We start from the raw sequence: 17,050 nt of genomic DNA, 5'->3' as shown, positions 1-17,050 counted from the left end.
CTCCCTGGTGAAACAGTCCGCCATCGCCCTAGAGGGTCAACGGGGCTGGGAAACGCTGAACGCCTATCAGGAGTTCGACCACGGTGCGAGCGCGCTGGGCCGGGAGACGCGAGTGGTGGTTATCCTTTCGGCGTGGCTGCGTATCGCGCTGGAGCGGCTGAACCCGGCCTTGCTCCCGGTGGCTCTTGACTGTGCTTTTGGGAACTGGCACTCTACGCAACTCCATGGCTGCGGAGCATTAACGGTTCACCGTCTCTCAATCTCCCCCACCCTTCACACTACAACAGAAGCGCGCGCCCGGCGCGGACGATTACTCGAACGGAGAATTCCCGATGATTCAATCTACCCTTCCCCTCTCCCGCCGCAATCTGTTTCAGGCGGCGGCCCTGGCCGCGGGCGCGGGCGTTCTTGCCGGCCGGACCGGCCACGCCGTGGCCGAGAAGGCTACCCTGAGCCTGAACGGCGTCATACTCTTCCAGGGCGACTCCATCACGGATGCCGGCCGCGCGAAGGACAACGCGAATCCGAATGATATGAACGCGCTGGGGCGCGGCTATGCCGCGATGCTGGCGTCCGCGTTGCTTGGCGCGCACCCGGACAAGAAACTTCTGTGCTACAACCGCGGCATCAGCGGGAACAAGGTCCCAGACCTGGATGCGCGGTGGCAACAGGACACAATCGACCTGAAGCCGTCTGTCTTGAGCATTCTGATCGGCGTGAACGACATGTGGCACGTACGTAGCGGGAAGTACGACGGCACGGTGAAGACCTATGAAACGGGCCTCAATGCGCTGCTGGCGCGGACGCGCGAGGCGCTGCCGGATACGGCCCTGGTCATCTGCGAGCCCTTCATTCTCCCCTGCGGCGCCATCGACGGCACGTGGCAGCCCGAGTTTGACGAGCGCCGCGCGGTGGCCAGGGCGGCGGCGGAGCGCGCCGGGGCGGCCTGGGTCCCGTTCCAGACGGTGTTCGACGAGGCCCAGTCGGAGGAAACCCCCGCGGCGTACTGGGCCGGCGATGGCGTCCACCCCACGATGGCGGGCCATGCGCTGATGGCGCGCGCCTGGCTGGATGTGACGGGCCTTGGCTGATACGCGCCGCGCGATGGCGCTGCTGATTGCGCTCGCGCTTGCCGGGTGCGCGACTTCGGGCGAGCGGGCAGCCTTCACGCGCCCGGAACCCGGCCGGATCCCGGTCCTGTATGTCATTGGCGACAGCACGGCGGCGGCCTATCCCCCGGCGCGCTATCCGCTCCAGGGCTGGGCGCAGGCGCTGCCGGTCTACCTCGATTCCGAGCGCATTCAGGTGGAGAACCGCGCGATCAGCGGGCGCAGCGCGAAGAGCTTCCTCGACGAGGGTGCGTGGGAGCCCGTACGCGCCGCCCTGCAACCGGGCGATGTGGTGTTTATCCAGTTCGGACATAATGACCAGAAGCGGGACGATCCGAAGCGCCATACGGACCCGGACACGACCTACCGCGAATACCTGATCAGGTACATTAAGGAGTCGCGTGCGGCCGGGGCCAACCCGGTGCTGTTGACGTCCATCCACCGCAACGCCTGGAGCGGCAACCAGCTCCGGGACTCCCATGGCGCGTATCCCGAGGCCGTGCGGGCGCTGGCCCGCGATGCGGACGTTCCCCTGATCGACCTGCATGCGCGCACGGGGCGCCTCTTCTCGGCGTTGGGCCCCGAGCGGGCGACCCGGCTGTTTATCAACCTGCCCCCGGGGCTGTATCCCAACTACCCGGAAGGCAAGCCGGACAACACGCACCTGACCCCGCAGGGCGCGCACGCCATCAGTCAGCTTGCGGCGCGCGCGATGGTGGAGCAGGGATTGCCCTGGCGCCACGCCGTGAAGCCGGGTTACGCCATCACCATCACCAACGATTCAGGATTCCCGAAATGAGCACGCCCGCCACGGAAAAAGACGCCCCCGAGCGCATTCTGGCGATTGACGCCCTGCGCGGCTTTGACATGTTCTGGATCACGGGCGGCGACAAGCTGTTTCTCGCGGCGACGGGCCTGCTGTTCCTGAAGTTCCCGGGGGTGCAGGCCGCGCTCGACCACCAGCTCCACCACGCGCCGTGGGGGGAGCGCCTGGTGTTCTACGATCTGATCATGCCGCTCTTTCTGTTCATCGTAGGCGCGGCCATGCCGTTTTCCTTCTCCCGGCGGCTCGAGCGCGGGGACGCGAAGGGCGCCATCTACCGCAAAATCGCCAGCCGCACGGCGATTCTCTTCGTGCTGGGCATGGCAGCGCAGGGGAATCTGCTCCGCTTCGACCTGGCGCAACTCCACATCTACTGCAACACGCTCCAGGCGATCGCGGCGGGCTACGCCATCGGCGGCGTCATCATGCTCAATACCGGCGTGCGCGGGCAGTGCATCGCGACCGCCGCGCTCCTGATCGGCTTCTGGGGGCTGCTGGCCTTCGCACCGGTACCGGGACACGCGGCGGGCGTGCTGGAAAAAGACGCCAACATCGCGCTCTATGTGGACGACATGGTGCTCCGGCAGTTCAGCGACGGCAAGGCCTACACCTGGGTGCTTAGCAGCCTCGGTTTCGCCGCGACAGTCCTTTTCGGCATCCTCTCGGGCCACGTGTTGCGCTCGGAGATTTCCGGCGGGGCCCGGCTCGCGCGCCTGATTGCCGCCGGTGTCGCGCTGGTGCTTATCGGCGAGGTCTGGAACCTGTTTCACCCGGTCATCAAGTATATCTGGACGCCCTCGATGGTGGTCTGGACCGCCGGCTGGTGCTGTCTGCTGCTCGGCCTGTTCTATTTCCTCATCGACCTGCGCGGCTACCGCAAGTGGGCGTTCCCCTTCGTGGTGCTGGGGGCGAACGCGATTGTGGCCTACATGGCGCCCAACTTCATCCGTTTCGGCGACATCAGCGCGGTGCTGTTTTCCGGCCCGGATCGGCTCGGCGTCTCCGGCGACCTGCTTCGCGCGGCGGGGGCCTTCCTGTTGCTCTGGGCGCCGCTCTACTGGATGTATAAGAAGAAGATGTTCGTCAGGATTTAGCCCCGGGATTGTAGAATTCACCGGCTTTTCCGGGCATAATAGAAGCTTGCGCACTGGGACGGCGTGACGAACAAGAGGCGACGAAACATGTACGATCCGCTGGCTGTTGCAAATTACTTTCTCGAAATCGCAGATCGAGAATCTGATCAGACCGTGTCCAACCTGAAAATGCAGAAGCTCATCTACTTCGCGCATGGCTGGCATCTCGCGATTACCGGAAAACCGCTCGTTCGGGGTGGTGTTCAAGCCTGGCGGTATGGTCCCGTCCAACCGCTGGTCTACGAAGCCTTTAAGCACTTCGGGAACGAGCGAATCGCGCGCGAGGCGGCCGTACCGATTCAAAGCTCCAGTGGGAAGATCGCCATTGACGTTCCACGATTGCCCGATGATGCCGGCGCCAAATTCGCCAAGCGCCTTATCGAGCGGATCTGGCAAGTGTACGGCGGATACACCGCGCTTCAGCTCTCCAATCTCTGCCACCGCGACGGTACTCCCTGGAAGGACATTGAGATGGAACATCGGGGGCAAATCCCATCGCATTGCATAATACCGGACGATAAAATTCGAGAGCATTTCCAGTCGCAAATTCAGGATGCCGCCTGATATGGACGATGCCGAAAACCTGTTGGAGAATATAGGCAGCAAACTCAGCCCGCCGCCGCTGGACGATCCGCTGGCACGCGCCGAAGCCACATCCTACGATCTGGCCGCCCAGCGAGAGCTCGCGGAACTCGAGAGTTTCCGGCAGGATATACAAGCACGCAAAGAGTACGCGGGGAAGATCTACCGATTGATCGCAGTCTGGCTCGGCGCAATCTATGTGGTTATCATCCTGCAGGGGCTTTGCGCCGCCTTCACGCTCTCGGATACGGTGCTTGTGACGCTCATCTCTGGAACCACCATTAATGTGCTTGGACTATTCATCGTGGTTGTGAATTATCTCTTCTCGCGCGGAGCCAGCGCCGACGGAAGCGCCCGGTAAGCGTCGTATGTACGATGCGATTGTGCTTGGACTGGGCGGCATGGGGTCGGCCGCCGCGTATCACCTGGCGCGGCGCGGCCAGTCCGTGCTCGGGCTGGAGCAGTATCCCCTGGTTCACGCCCAGGGCAGCTCCCACGGACAGTCGCGCATCATCCGTCAAGCCTATTTCGAACACCCGGACTATGTGCCGCTGTTGAAGCTCGCCTACGCCCATTGGGAAGCCCTGGCCGGCGGATCCAGTGAGGAAATATGGAACCTCTGCGGGATTGTGCTCGCCGGACGGGACGAGGACGCCGTGATCGCCGGTACACGCCGCGCGGCCGCCGAGCATGGCCTGCCGCTGGAAGAGCTTGATGCGGACGCCGCAGCAGCCCGCTATCCGGGACTTCAACCCGATCCGGACATGGCGGTGCTCTTCGATCCGCTGGGCGGCTATTTGCGTGTCGAGCATTGCGTGCGCGCACACCTGGATGGGGCGCGGGCGGCCGGCGCGGTCCTGCGCGATCGGGAGGCGGTGCTGTCGTGGGAGGCCTCGGACAATGAGGTTCGTGTGTTCACCAACCTGGGGCAGTATACCGCCCGCAACCTCGTGATCGCGGCGGGCCCCTGGGCGGGCGAGATGCTGAGCGATCTGGGCTTGCCCCTGAGCGCGCACCGGGTCGTGACCGCGTGGTTCCCCGAGGCATCGCCGGCGCACCAGCGGGATGCGGGCGCACCGGTTTTCGCGATGCAGACGGAACACGGCTTCTTCTATGGCTTTCCGCAGCTGGACGAGCGTGGGGTGAAGGTGGCGGAACACCGCGCGGGCGACTTGCTATCCGATCCCGCCCGGGTGGATCGCGCCATTACGGAGGACGATGTCCGAGCGATCCGCAGGTTCAGCGAGGGCTATCTCCACGGCGTGGACGCGGGGAATTGGACCGGCAACGCCTGCATTTACACCATGACGCCGGATTCCGACTTTATTGTCGATCGCCATCCGAACCACGCCAACGTGTTCATCGCGGCGGGATTCAGCGGCCACGGGTTCAAGTTTGCGGCGGCAATTGGATCGATACTCGCCGATTTCTGCGCGCGCGGCGCCACGGAGGCCCCCGTGGGTTTTCTGAGCCTCGATCGTTTCCGGACGTAGGGCCGGGGCGCAGGTATCGCGTCGCAGCTGTCCCTCCCGCGCCGGTTTCCGCTACAATACGGCGCTCACGCACCAACACACCGCGACCAACCCGCCAGGAGTTTGCCCGTGAGCCCTTCGAACGCCCCGGAACCCGGAGATTTTACCCACCTGACCCGGGATACGGTCCACGGCATCGCGGTGCATTGTTCCGGCCCATCGGAAATGGTGGAGGGCGTCGCCGCGCTGCGGCTGGGGGCCGCGGTGTTCGCCCCCGCGCGCGCGTTGTCCATCACGGGCGAGCAGATCGGCATCGTCCTCCGGATCTGTCCCCAAGCCACCGAGGCATACAATCCCTTAGTTTCCAAGGGCCACGATCAGTACCGGATTTACCAGCCCGATCCCGATCACCTCTGCTTTCAGTTGCGCCTCGATACCCTCCACACCCTCACGACGCCTGTGCCGGCGGACTGGTATGGCGGCTGGCGCACCGTGGTTGCCGCATACACCGGCGCGGAGATGTGTCTGGCCGTGGACGGCGCCGTGATTGCATCCGCGCCCGCCTCCGGCGCGATTCGCTATGCGCCAGGCGCCGTGGCGCTGGGATTCGATCCCTTCACCGGCGCGCGGGGCCGTGGCGCGGTGGCGGAGGTCCGATTCTACGCGGAGATCGCCGGGGGGATTGGCGAGCTGGCGAGCGCGGACGCCGATTCCGGCGGTTGTGCGGCCCGGGCATGTTTCGACGCGATGGAACCCGCCAGACCGAGCACCCCTCCCCCGCTCGTTCAAATGCCGCATGACTCCGCTCCCGTCCAACCTCAGCCCGGCCCGCGACTGCTGGAGTTGCCGCCCATCAAGATTCACGAGCAGGACAACGTGGGCCAATTCACGGGCGAGGGCTTCTATATCGAGATTGACCTGCCGTCCGCGACGATCGTGACCTGGCGCGTGGGCGATATGGACCTGATCGAGCTGGGCCCGGTGCACCAGTTCTGGAAGCCGCTGCCGCTTGCGGAATGCGCGCCGTGCGGCGACGAAACGCCGCTTCACCGCAACTGGGCCGACGCCGGCTATGCGGAAAACCTCCTCGGCACAACCGCGATGGAAGCGTTTCAGGGGTCGCCGCATGCGGTCACCCTTGAGTTTCAGGCGATGATTATCCGGCGCAACAGCGACGTGCTCTTTGACGTGGATCGGCGCTACACGGTGTTCGGAAATGGCGAAGTGCTGCTGGAGCAGACGTTGACCGCGCGATCGCCGTTGCCCGCGCCCGGCCGCGCGGGCATGGAGGTGCGGGCCCTGCCGTGCTTCGACCATTTAAGCCAGGGCGGCGCACCGGGTGGCGGAACGGCCTGGGCCGCGCTGCGCGACCGCGAGGGCTACGGGCTTCTGGCGTGGAGCGACGGCCCGCTGGCTATCTCGGCGGCGCCGTTTTCGGTTTTCCAGCGGTCCGAGGCCCATTGCCCGGAATGGCTCGCGCCGGACAGCGCGATCACCCTCCACCTCGACGATCCGGCCCCGCCGGCGGCGTGGAACGCGGGCGATGTATGGCGCCAGACCCTGCGGCTGCGCGGGCTTGACCCCGAATGCGCCGCCATCGGCGTACTGGCTGCGACCGGGCTGCCGGAATGAAACTGATTCCAGGGGCTGCGCACGGGCCTGCGACCGTGCTAAGCTTTCCGGGAAGTCTGGACAGTGGCCAGAAGGATATAGATCGATGATCAAACGGCTTGCGGCGTTTTTCGGGGGCGAAGCCCCGCCGGAGGAAGAGCACAGCGTGGAGGCGCGCCACCTGGCGACCTGCGTCATCCTGGTGGAGGCCGCGCGCGCCGACGACAACTTCACCGAGGACGAGCGGCGCCACATCCTCAAGGTGCTCCGGGAACGCTTTGAAATGAGCGCGGAGGAGGCCGAGGAGCTTCTCCAGCTGGCGATTGACGCGCGCGGCGAAAGCTCGGACCTCTTCCGGTTTACGCGCGAAATCAACGCGGCCTACTCGGTGGAGGAGAAGGTGGAGATCCTCGAGGAGGTCTGGCGGATCTTCTACTCCGACAACGAATTGAGCGGCCACGAGGATCACCTGGCGGCAAAGTTGCGCAACCTGCTGAACCTGAATCACCCGACCATGATCGAGGCTAAGATGCGGGTGCTGAACGAAATCCGCGGAAACAGACCCGCGGATTAATTCGATCGCGTCCGCTCGCCCTTGCCGCCGTCCCAGCCGCCCGCGGCGTTGAATCGGTAGCGGAAGGTCTCGCTCCCTTCCTGGCCGGTGGTGATCGTCGCGGATTCCGCCTGGGCCTCCGGGCGGGTGGGCTTGCGCGGCCCCTGGAGGATCCGGTAGCGGTACTCCAGGTAGCCCACGTAGCCGCGGTCGCGATCCGCCGCGCGCGAGGTCGCCGAGGCGTCCAGGGGATAGTAGGAGATGTACTCCTTCACTTCCTTGTAATAATTGACCCGCAGCCCGTCTTCCTCGACCTTCACCGCGCCCAGACGCTCGGCCTGGTTCATCCGCTTCATCTCCACCTCGCCGATTTCGTTCAGGCGCTCGTAGACCTTATCGGATCCGGACACGTAGCCTTCCGGCTTCTCCTTCAGGCCGAAATCGCTCATCACGGTTTCCATGACCGTCTGGCCGCCCTGGCCCTGGCAACCGGCAAACGACAACACCACAATTAGCGACAGCAAACGCTTCACGGGAATCTCCTGGATAGACCGGCGAATGACAAACTCAAGGGTACGCCGCCAACGGAGAGAATATAGCATTTTCGGCCACGGCTTTGCAGTTTGTCAGCTAGTTCGTCGCGTGGGGCATCTAAATGCCTGATATGGCGCGGCTCCACCCTCGGCCAGGTCCGATCACGAAGGTATTCTCGCCTGGCGGCAGGACCGGCACAAAGAGAACACGAGGACCGCCAGCGGCGATCCCCGCATATTGTGACATCGGAGTGTACGGAATCATTCTACTCTGGCAATCAGGGACCTACAACGAAAAAATGCGCCAATTTAGCATTCGGGCCGTTGGAGGGGAATTTCCCGTCTTCAGCATACTTCTGAAAGGTTACGTGCCCATCCATATAGAGGACATTTACCCCACCCGGCACGTGGTTGAAGGAGGCGCCGCCGTCGTTCACGCCCGCGCTGATGACGTCGTTCATGATAACGATTTCCGACTGCGCCTTCGCCGAAGCCCCGGGATTGTTAATGTCCGTAATCAGGAAGCGCTCGACCCCTTCTCGCACTCGCAGAACTGCGGAGCCGCCTGCCGTGCCCAGGGGCGCGCCCACGTTGATATTGTTGTCCAGGGCCGCGCGCGCCCCGGCCGGATTTGCGGGAAGGGAATTGTGGCTGGCCAACGCGCCGAGGGCCTGCAACACGCCGATAGCGGTCAAGAGCTGCGCGGACACCTGGGCCGGAACACCTCGAATTGTAATTGGGGCCAAGATGTCGTCCGCATCCGCCTGATCAATAATCCAGCCCTGATAGATATAACTATCACCAGGATTGTCCGCGTAACCAGGGAATGGGCAGGGTGCGCCGGTGGTGTCGTGAAAAGAATTGATGATAGCAAGGTGATTCTCCACAGTTTCACTGGCATCGGCATCGGAGGGGCAGCGGTATACGTTCCAATCTGTTACATACTCCGGATAGATTTCCTGTGTATTTGGCGAGAATTCTGGTTCGTCCTGCATGTTGCACCCACGGCGGATAGCATTGTACACTGCGGCGTCCACCGGGCCCACATTGGGATCAATGTCGGTAAAGTAGGTTGCCAGCCCCTGGGTGGGAGGGAATTTCTCGCCCTTTGATTCGCTTGCATACATTTTGAAAATCAAACCGAACTGCTTCAAATTGTTCTGACAACTGGCCCTCCGTGCTGCTTCGCGGGCGCGGGCCAGCGCGGGCAGAAGGATGGCCGCGAGGATGCCGATAATGGCGATTACAACCAACAACTCAATCAGGGTGAATCCACGTCGCTCTTCCAGCATTATCATTCCTCCCACTTCGCACGATTGAAGTGACCACCAATAAGCCAATACCGAAGGCAACCTGTGCGCATCGGAAACCTGGCTCCAATGACGGCAGCATAGCAAGCGTTCGTTCAGCACCAATGTTGATTCAATTCGCCTGGGGTTAATTGTTACTCCCCTGTCTCGGCTGACTATTTCGATTCAGACAGCACACGCGCGCCGCGAAAGAAGAAAAGGGGCCCGCGGGAGGTATCCGCGGGCCCCGGTTCAGTTGGGTTCTGCTCGGGCGACTAGCGCACGAACAGCATTTCCTGGTAGGTCGGAAGCGGCCACAGATCGTCGGCCACGATGCCTTCCAGCTTGTCGGCGACGGTCCGCAGGGTGACCATGGCGGGGATGATGATGTCGCGGCAGTAGTTGCACGCTTCCTCCGCCGGCTCGTGCGGCTCGCCGGCCTTGGCTTCCTCCAGCGCCTTGATCGCCGCCTGCATCTCCGCGATGAGCCGGGTGATGTAGGTGAGCGTGTCGGCGTCGGTTTCGATGCCCACGTCCTTGAGGTTGGCCAGGCTGGTCGCCAGCTCGCCCTGGTAACGGATGGCCGCCGGGAAGATCATCGTCTTGCCGATCTCGAGCATCAGGTTCGATTCCACGTTGATACTCTTGATGTACTGCTCGGCGTAGACTTCGTAGCGGCTTTCCGTCTCGCGAGCGGACAGCACGTTGTACTTCTCAAAGAGATCGGCCACCTCTTTGGTCTTCAGCGTCGGCAGCGCGTCGGCGGACGTCTTCAGGTTCGGCAGGCCGCGCTTCGCCGCTTCGGCATGCCAGGCTTCCGAGTAGCCGTCGCCGTTGAAGATGATCTTCTTGCACTCGGAATAGACCTCCTTCACGATGGCTTCCACCGCCGCGCCAAGCTTCTCCGGCGTGCTCGTGTCCGCCGCCTCCAGCTTGCCGGCGCAATAATCGAGCGATTCCGCCATGATGGAGTTGAGCGCGACGAGCGGGCCCGCGATGGACTGCCCGGAACCCACGGCGCGGAACTCGAAGCGGTTGCCCGTGAAGGCCATGGGGCTTGTGCGGTTGCGGTCGCCGGAGTGCCGCGGGATTTCCGGAAGCACATCGGCGCCAACATGCATCACCGCCTGGCGCGAGCTCATCGGCTTGCCCGTGGTGATGGACTCGAAGATCTCGGTCAGTTCGTCGCCGAGGAAAATCGACAGGATGGCCGGCGGCGCTTCGTTGGCGCCGAGGCGGTGGTCATTGGCCGCGCTCGCCACCACCGCGCGCAGCAGCGGAGCCCAGTTGTGCACGGCGCGGATCATCGCGGCGCAGAACACCAGGAACTGGGCGTTCTCCTTGGGGGTATCGCCCGGGTCAAACAGGTTCCCCGCGTCCGAGGAGCCCATGGAGAAGTTCAGGTGCTTGCCCGAGCCGTTAACCCCGGCGAAGGGCTTCTCGTGGAGCAGGCAGATCATGCCGTACTTCTCGGCGATCTTGCGCAGCGTCACCATGATGAGCTGCTGGTGGTCGGTCGCGACGTTAGCGAACTCGAAGATCGGCGCAATCTCATACTGGCCGGGCGCCACTTCGTTGTGGCGGGTCTTCACCGGTATACCCAGCTTGAAGCACTCGCGCTCCACTTCGAACATGCACGCGAGCACGCGCTCCGGAATGGCGCCAAAATAGTGATCGTCGAATTCCTGTCCCTTCGGCGGGGCCGCGCCGAACAGGGTCCGGCCGGCGTTCAGCAGGTCCGGGCGCGCGTAGAAGAAGTTCTTGTCGATCAGGAAGTATTCCTGCTCCGCGCCGGCGGTCGACGAAACGAAGGCCCCGTCGGTTCCGAAGAACTTCAGTACGCGCTGCGCGTGCTTGTTCAGGGCCTGCATCGACCGGAGCACGGGCGTCTTCTTGTCGAGCGCCTCGCCGGTCCACGACACGAAGGCCGTGGGGATGCAGAGCGTCGTGCCGTTCGGGTTCTCGAGGATGTAGGCCGGGCTGGTCACGTCCCAGATCGTGTACCCGCGGGCCTCGAAGGTCTGCCGGATGCCGCCGCTCGGGAAGGACGATCCATCGGGCTCGCCCTGAATCAGCGAGGAGCCTTCAAACTGCGCCAGCGTCCCGCCCATGCCGTCAGGCACGTAGAAGGAGTCGTGCTTCTCGGCCGTCAGGCCGGTCAGGGGATAAAAGACGTGCGCATAGTGCGTCGCGCCCTTTTCCATTGCCCACGACTTCATCTCGGCGGCCACGGCGTCCGCCGTGCCGAGATCCAGCTTGGCGCCGGTCTCGATCGTCTTTTTTACCGACTTGTAGATGTCCTTCGGGAGCCGCTTCTGCATCACGCTGAGGCTGAAGGTATTCTCACCGAAGATTTTGCTGGTGGGCACCTCCGTAAAGGGGATGCTCCGTCCCACCGGCTGCTGATTGATGATTTCTGATATGGCTTCAAGCCGTACCGCATTCCCGCTCATGATTTCTCCATTGCACCAGTTTATGTTGAGGGTTTCGGGTTGTGGGTGAGTCACCTCTTTACCATTCAAGCGAATTCCATGCCAGAATTTCGGCATGGCGCCACCCGGGTCGCTAATGCTTTAATAACAATTACTTACCAACCACAAGCGCCCGCAGAGCATCAATTCATAGCTCCGGAAAAACCTACGCAATGGTACTACTGAATGCCCAGGCCCACCATGATGTAGGAAATTCCGGGGTGATTTCGGAGCGACTCGCCGGATCTCCAGAAAAATCGACACGCCATGGCGCCGAAGCGCCGAAGCGATCCACATTGGCTCACTTTTCGTACGATACAGGCATGGGGAAGCCGTGTCTACACGGCGCCTGCGCCGGCTACGGATGCTTCACCAACTGGGTCACACGGAATGCGCGGATTTTCGCCCAGTGTTCCACGCCGGGAAGCCCCTGGTAGGCCTGAATACTGGCCATGGGCGCGCCATTCACCGGCAGATCGCACTTGCCGCCCGGTTTCCACTCCGTCGAGTCCGGGGTGCGGTAGGCGCCCAGCACTTCCCGCCCGTTTCCCGTCAGCCGGACCTCCACGGTGTTCGAGGCCATCGGGATGATCGACAGCGTCATGGTCTTGTCGTCCTCCTCGCGGCCCATCACGAGGCTCAACTGGCCATGGACAAGCTCCAGCCCGATCTTCACCATGTGGCTGTCGTCGTAATACCAGACCAGATTCACCTGCTCGTACTGGCCGGTCGGATAATTCTCCAGCGTGGCGGTGATCTCCACCGGGCTATCGCCCAGCCTGGGCAACGGGCGCACGAGCACGTTGCGGGCGTCGTTCGCCGCGCCCCACATGTTGCCCGGTTCGACCAGAATCTCGAGGCCCTCGCGTGTCGCGCGCCAGCCATCCGGGTTCTCCCGGATCCACGACCAGCCCTCCTTGAGGGAACCGGCGAAGTTATCCTCGAAGAGAATCATGTCGGCAACCGCCGCAAAGGCGATACCCGCGATCAGTACTCCCGATAGCAGCATTCTCATGACGGCCTCCCTTCCCGGACGCGCGACGGCGTGTTCCGTCCGTTCAGTGTAACACACGCCCGGGGACTGGCTCCCGAGCCCCGTTGCGCAACGCCGCGAAAGCGTGGAACAACCACCGCAAAGCGAGGGTGCCTGTACCCGCAAAAAGACGTCCAGCTGGAAGCAGTCCCCGGGGACTGGCTCCCGAGCCCCAGTGCGCAACGCCGCGAAAGCGTGGAAAGATCACCGCAAAGCGAGGGTGCCTGTACCCGTGGAAAGCACCTTTCCCGGGTACAGCCACCAGCTGGTTTATGGCATCCGTTTGCAGATTCAGGCACATTGGCCAGCTGGAAGCAGTCCCCGGGGGACTGGCTCCCGAGCCCCAGCGCGCAACGCCGCGAAAGCGTGGAACAACCACCGCAAAGCGAGGGTGCCTGTACCCGCAGAAAGCGCTCTTCACGAAAGCACCTTTCCCCAGGGGACTGGCTCCCGAGCCCCAGTGCGCAACGCCGCGAAAGCGTGGAACAATCACCGCAAAGCGAGGGTGCCTGTACCCGTGGGAGAACACTTTTCGCGGGTACAGCCACCAGCTGGCTTGCCGCATCCGTTTCCAGTTTCGGGCATCCTTGCCAGCTGGAAGCAGTCCCCGGGGGACTGGCTCCCGAGCCCCAGCGCGCAACGCCGCGAAAGCGTGGAACAATCACCGCGAAGCGAGGGTGCCTGTACCCGTGGAAAGCAACTTTCCCGGGTACAGCCACCAGCTGGCTTACCGCAACCATTTCCAGTTTCGGGCGCATTGGCCAGCTGGAAGCAGTCCCCGGGGACTGGCTCCCGAGCCCCGTTGCGCAACGCCGCGAAAGCGTGGAACGACCACCGCGAAGCGAGGGTGCCTGTACCCGCAAAAAGACGTCCAGCTGGAAGCAGTCCCCGGGGACTGGCTCCCGAGCCCCAATCCGCAACGCCGCGAAAGCGTGGAACAATCACCGCAAAGCGAGGGTGCCTGTACCCGCAAGAAACCGTCCAGCCAAAGGCCGTTCCGGCGTGCTTGCAATCTGTTCTGTGACTGCGCATAATCACCGTTATGCCACGGACCGCGCGCATAGTGCTCCCTGGAGTTCCACACCATATCACTCAGCGGGGCAATAACAGACAGCAGGTATTCTTCGACGACGCAGATCATAAAGCGTATCTCGCAATGCTCCGAGAAGAGGCGCTTGATCATGGGTTCCGCATCCTGGGGTACTGCCTGATGCCAAACCACGTGCACATTGTCGGAATTCCTGCGCGAAAAGCGTCCTTGGCCCGGACCGTGGGGGCTGCGAACTTCCGATATACCGTGCACGCTAAGCGAAAGTATCGTCGCCACGGGCACCTTTGGCAAGGCCGGTTCTACTCCTGCCCCATGGACGAGAACCACACGATACGAGCACTGTGCTACGTCGAGCTGAACCCGGTCCGGGCCGGGATGCAATCGCTTGCCTGGGAATACACGTGGTCGAGTGCGAAAGCGCATAGTTTTTCTCACGCCGAGAGTTCATTATTGAACTTGGAACGGTGGCGTGGCCGTTTCACCGCTCTTGAGTGGCGGGAGCACCTGCTGGAAACATCGGGAAATACCGCCTTCTTGAACAGAATTCGGTACTGCACGCAAAAAGGCCGCCCGCTTGGCGATGCCGACTTTGAAAAGCGCGCTATGCGGATTGCGAAAGGAACGTAGATCGGCTGCTCCTTTCGCGGGTACAGCCACCAGCTGGCTTACCGCATCCGTTTCCAGTTTCGGGCACATTGGCCAGCTGGAAGCAGTCCCCGGGGGACTGGCTCCCGAGCCCCGTTGCGCAACGCCGCGAAAGCGTGGAACAACCACCGCAAAGCGAGGGTGCCTGTACCCGTGGAAAGCAACTTTCCCGGGTACAGCCACCAGCTGGTTTATGGCATCCGTTTGCAGATTCAGGCACATTGGCCAGCTGGAGGCAGTCCCCGGGGACTGGCTCCCGAGCCCCAATCCGCCCGGCCGCGAAAGCGTGGAACAATCACCGCAAAGCGAGGGTGCCTGTACCCGCAGAAAGCGCTCTTCACGAAAGCACCTTTCCCGGGTACAGCCACCAGCTGGCTTACCGCAACCATTTCCAGTTTCGGGCATCCTTGCCAGCTGGAAGCAGTCCCCTGTCCTGTTCGACACCACCCGTCGAAGCATGGCACACTGAACGTTTGACCGAATCGTTGTATCCGGAGTGCAAACCACCATGAATCTGACCACCGCGCTTGTTTCTCTTTCTCTCTCCCTGACTGGTCTCTCCGACGCCGAATTTGGCGCCGCGATCGAAAAGGCGCTCGGCGGGATAAAGCCGGACCAGATGACGGCGGCGTACCTGGACGCCATCTCGTTTGCGCATCTTGACGCGCGCGCGGAGGCGTATGAGGACCTGAAGACCCCCGAGGATGTCCGCGCCTGGCAGGCGGAGAAGCGAAACTACTTCGTGGAGGCGATCGGTGGCTTTCCCGACCGCGCGCCACTCAACTCCCGGGTCGTTGGCGCGGGCGAAGGCGAGGGCTTCCGGTACGAGAAGGTCATCTTCGAGAGCCTGCCGGGCCTCTATGTGACGGGTGTGCTCTTCCTCCCCGTAACGGATGGCCCGTGGACGGCGGTGATCGTACCCTGCGGGCACAGCGCCAACGGCAAGGCCGCCGAAGCGTACCAGCGCGCCTCGATCCTGCTGGCGCGCCACGGCATCGCGGCGTTCTGCTACGACCCCATCGGCCAGGGCGAACGCGTGACCTATCTCAAGGAGGACGGGTCCGCCGCCGTGGGATCGACGGTCGAACACACGCTGCTGGACGTGGGCGCGATCCTCACCGGCACAAGCATCGCGCAGTACCGCATCTGGGACGGGATGCGCGCGATCGACTATCTGCAGAGCCGCCCCGACATAATCGCGGACAAGATCGGGGCGTCGGGCAACTCCGGCGGGGGCACGTTGTCGAGCTATATCATGGCGCTCGACGAACGGGTGGCCGCCGCCGCGCCAAGCTGCTACGTGACGTCCTGGAAGCGTCTGCTGGAGACCATCGGGCCGCAGGACGGCGAGCAGAATATCTTCGGCCAGATTAAACACGGCCTCGATCACGCCGATTACCTTCATCTGCGCGCGCCGAAGCCGACGCTGATGCTCACGGCCACCCGCGACTTTTTCGATATTGAAGGGAGCTGGGACACCTTCCGGGAGGCCAAGCGCGTCTACACCCGCCTCGGCGTTCCGGAGCGGGTCGGCCTGGTGGAAACCGACGCGACCCACGGCTTCAGCATCGAACTCCGCCAGGGCATGGTCCAATGGATGCAGCGCTGGCTTCTTGGCGTAGACGCGCCGGTTACCGAGGTGGATTTCGGCATCCTCAGCGATCCCGATATGCAATGCACTCCGAAAGGCCAGGTGGCCTATCTGGAACGCGCGCGCAGCGTGCTCGATCTCAACGTGGAACGGGCCGAATCGTTGAAAGCCCGGCGCGCCGCCTTCTGGCGCCATACGCCCCGCGCCGAAGTCATCGAGAAGGTGCGCGCGCTGGCCGGCATCCGCTCCGAGGGCGCGCTTCCGGCCCCGGCGGCGGACGTGCTCGCGGAAGAAACCGCCGGCGGCCACCGCGTCCAGGATCTCCTCATCACCACGGAACCGGGCATCGTGCTCCCGGCCCGCGCCTGGCTGCCCGTTTCTGGAAGCATCGCGAAGGCGCGCCTGATCGCGCCGGGCGACGGTCTGGACAGCGCACAGCCGCACATCGACGCGGGCATCGGAGTCGATGAAGCGGTGCTTGTGGTGTCGGTCCGTGGCACAGGCCTGACCGAAAACTTCAAGTGGAAAGGCGCGTGGCAGCATGTGGGCAATGACTTCAGCGACTTCATGCGGGCCTACCTGAACACGCTGTCTTATGTCGGTATGCGCGCGGAAGATCTGACGCAGGCGGCGGCCTGGTGGGCGGGCCAGACGGAGGCCCCCGTGTCGCTGCACGCAATCGGCGAAGCGACCGCGCCCGCGCTGCACGCCGCCGCGCTCCAGCCGGACCGATTCGCGCACGTGACCCTGGAAGGCGGCATCCCGACGTGGCAGGCGGTCGTGGAAACCGAGCGCCCGCACAACCAGCTCATCAACACCGTGCACAATGCGCTCGCCTGGTACGACCTGGACCTGCTCGAAGCCCTGATCCCGGAAGAACAGCTGACCGTCACCGGCGCGGCCGTGGCCGCGTTTTAGGGAAGACGCTCCCGGGACGGCGCGCCGCCCGGGATTACGTCGTTGGGTCGCGTTCCTCGCGCGCGCGGAGCGCCATCGCCTCCCGGCTGATCGCTTCCACCGAGGCATCGTCGCGATGCGACTGGCGTGAATAGCAGGATCGCGGACATTCCTGTCCGCGGCAAAAAGTAGCCCTGCCTCTATAAGCTCCCCTGACCCTACCAAAACCACCTCGAAAAGAAAGTGGCACACGCATC

At 63.4% G+C, this 17,050-nt stretch carries 14 protein-coding genes; 10 read left to right on the top strand and 4 right to left on the bottom strand.

Features of this window, described 5'->3' with window-relative positions; translation table 11 throughout:
* Positions 1-332 precede the first annotated feature (332 nt).
* The 8 genes from KF886_05575 (at position 333) to KF886_05540 (ending at position 7,304) form a co-directional block, all read left to right on the top strand.
* The gene (locus KF886_05575) at positions 333-1,091 is read left to right on the top strand and encodes an SGNH/GDSL hydrolase family protein (GenBank protein ID MBX3176808.1); all 759 of its coding nucleotides are present in this window, start codon (positions 333-335) and stop codon (positions 1,089-1,091) included.
* The gene (locus KF886_05570) at positions 1,084-1,908 is read left to right on the top strand and encodes a rhamnogalacturonan acetylesterase (GenBank protein ID MBX3176807.1); all 825 of its coding nucleotides are present in this window, start codon (positions 1,084-1,086) and stop codon (positions 1,906-1,908) included. Before KF886_05575 ends, KF886_05570 begins: the two co-directional genes overlap by 8 nt.
* Positions 1,905-3,026 carry a DUF5009 domain-containing protein gene (locus KF886_05565; GenBank protein ID MBX3176806.1) on the top strand — a complete coding sequence of 374 codons (1,122 nt, stop codon included), beginning with the start codon at positions 1,905-1,907 and terminating at the stop codon, positions 3,024-3,026. Before KF886_05570 ends, KF886_05565 begins: the two co-directional genes overlap by 4 nt.
* A gap of 87 nt (positions 3,027-3,113) precedes the next feature.
* Entirely contained in the window at positions 3,114-3,629 is a 516-nt protein-coding gene (locus tag KF886_05560; GenBank protein MBX3176805.1) for a SocA family protein, read from the top strand.
* Between the two features lies 1 nt (position 3,630).
* On the top strand, positions 3,631-4,008 hold the full coding sequence (locus KF886_05555) for a hypothetical protein (GenBank protein ID MBX3176804.1): 378 nt from the start codon (positions 3,631-3,633) through the stop codon (positions 4,006-4,008).
* Positions 4,009-4,015: 7 nt separating this feature from the next.
* Positions 4,016-5,140 carry an N-methyl-L-tryptophan oxidase gene (solA, locus tag KF886_05550; protein ID MBX3176803.1) on the top strand — a complete coding sequence of 375 codons (1,125 nt, stop codon included), beginning with the start codon at positions 4,016-4,018 and terminating at the stop codon, positions 5,138-5,140.
* Between the two features lie 108 nt (positions 5,141-5,248).
* Entirely contained in the window at positions 5,249-6,751 is a 1,503-nt protein-coding gene (locus KF886_05545; protein MBX3176802.1) for a hypothetical protein, read from the top strand.
* Positions 6,752-6,836: 85 nt separating this feature from the next.
* Complete coding sequence (locus KF886_05540) at positions 6,837-7,304, top strand: TerB family tellurite resistance protein (protein ID MBX3176801.1); 468 nt, start codon at positions 6,837-6,839, stop codon at positions 7,302-7,304.
* Here the strand turns inward: KF886_05540 and KF886_05535 are convergent.
* The 4 genes from KF886_05535 to KF886_05520 all read right to left on the bottom strand — a co-directional run bounded on the left by KF886_05535 (position 7,301) and on the right by KF886_05520 (position 12,591).
* The gene (locus tag KF886_05535; protein MBX3176800.1) at positions 7,301-7,816 is read right to left on the bottom strand and encodes a hypothetical protein; all 516 of its coding nucleotides are present in this window, start codon (positions 7,814-7,816) and stop codon (positions 7,301-7,303) included. The two genes, KF886_05540 and KF886_05535, sit on opposite strands and share 4 nt — an antisense overlap.
* Before the next feature lie 278 nt (positions 7,817-8,094).
* Positions 8,095-9,114: a DUF1559 domain-containing protein gene (locus tag KF886_05530; GenBank protein MBX3176799.1), complete on the bottom strand. Its 1,020-nt coding sequence runs from the start codon at positions 9,112-9,114 to the stop codon at positions 8,095-8,097.
* Positions 9,115-9,380: 266 nt separating this feature from the next.
* Complete coding sequence (locus KF886_05525; GenBank protein ID MBX3176798.1) at positions 9,381-11,558, bottom strand: glutamine synthetase III; 2,178 nt, start codon at positions 11,556-11,558, stop codon at positions 9,381-9,383.
* Positions 11,559-11,934: 376 nt separating this feature from the next.
* The gene (locus tag KF886_05520; protein ID MBX3176797.1) at positions 11,935-12,591 is read right to left on the bottom strand and encodes a hypothetical protein; all 657 of its coding nucleotides are present in this window, start codon (positions 12,589-12,591) and stop codon (positions 11,935-11,937) included.
* A 1,060-nt stretch (positions 12,592-13,651) separates the two neighbouring features.
* Here KF886_05520 and KF886_05515 point away from each other — a divergent pair.
* Positions 13,652-14,287 carry a transposase gene (locus KF886_05515; protein ID MBX3176796.1) on the top strand — a complete coding sequence of 212 codons (636 nt, stop codon included), beginning with the start codon at positions 13,652-13,654 and terminating at the stop codon, positions 14,285-14,287.
* A gap of 526 nt (positions 14,288-14,813) precedes the next feature.
* Positions 14,814-16,814, top strand: coding sequence for a prolyl oligopeptidase family serine peptidase (locus KF886_05510; GenBank protein ID MBX3176795.1), 2,001 nt, complete (start codon positions 14,814-14,816; stop codon positions 16,812-16,814).
* Positions 16,815-17,050: the final 236 nt, after the last annotated feature.

The organism is Candidatus Hydrogenedentota bacterium (assembly GCA_019637335.1).
Taxonomy (GTDB): Bacteria; Hydrogenedentota; Hydrogenedentia; order Hydrogenedentales; family JAEUWI01; genus JAEUWI01.
The sequence above is the reverse complement of the archived record's forward strand: the minus strand, read 5'-3'. Positions and strand labels throughout refer to the sequence as shown.

Excerpts from the sequence above, each read along its gene's own strand:
- KF886_05540 (MBX3176801.1), top strand. The coding sequence starts at position 6,837 with ATGATCAAACGGCTTGCGGCGTTTTTCGGGGGCGAAGCCCCGCCGGAG.
- KF886_05515 (MBX3176796.1), top strand. The coding sequence starts at position 13,652 with ATGCCACGGACCGCGCGCATAGTGCTCCCTGGAGTTCCACACCATATC.
- KF886_05530 (MBX3176799.1), bottom strand. The coding sequence starts at position 9,114 with ATGATAATGCTGGAAGAGCGACGTGGATTCACCCTGATTGAGTTGTTG.
- KF886_05560 (MBX3176805.1), top strand. The coding sequence starts at position 3,114 with ATGTACGATCCGCTGGCTGTTGCAAATTACTTTCTCGAAATCGCAGAT.
- KF886_05575 (MBX3176808.1), top strand. The coding sequence starts at position 333 with ATGATTCAATCTACCCTTCCCCTCTCCCGCCGCAATCTGTTTCAGGCG.
- KF886_05555 (MBX3176804.1), top strand. The coding sequence starts at position 3,631 with ATGGACGATGCCGAAAACCTGTTGGAGAATATAGGCAGCAAACTCAGC.
- solA (MBX3176803.1), top strand. The coding sequence starts at position 4,016 with ATGTACGATGCGATTGTGCTTGGACTGGGCGGCATGGGGTCGGCCGCC.
- KF886_05525 (MBX3176798.1), bottom strand. The coding sequence starts at position 11,558 with ATGAGCGGGAATGCGGTACGGCTTGAAGCCATATCAGAAATCATCAAT.
- KF886_05510 (MBX3176795.1), top strand. The coding sequence starts at position 14,814 with ATGAATCTGACCACCGCGCTTGTTTCTCTTTCTCTCTCCCTGACTGGT.
- KF886_05520 (MBX3176797.1), bottom strand. The coding sequence starts at position 12,591 with ATGAGAATGCTGCTATCGGGAGTACTGATCGCGGGTATCGCCTTTGCG.
- KF886_05565 (MBX3176806.1), top strand. The coding sequence starts at position 1,905 with ATGAGCACGCCCGCCACGGAAAAAGACGCCCCCGAGCGCATTCTGGCG.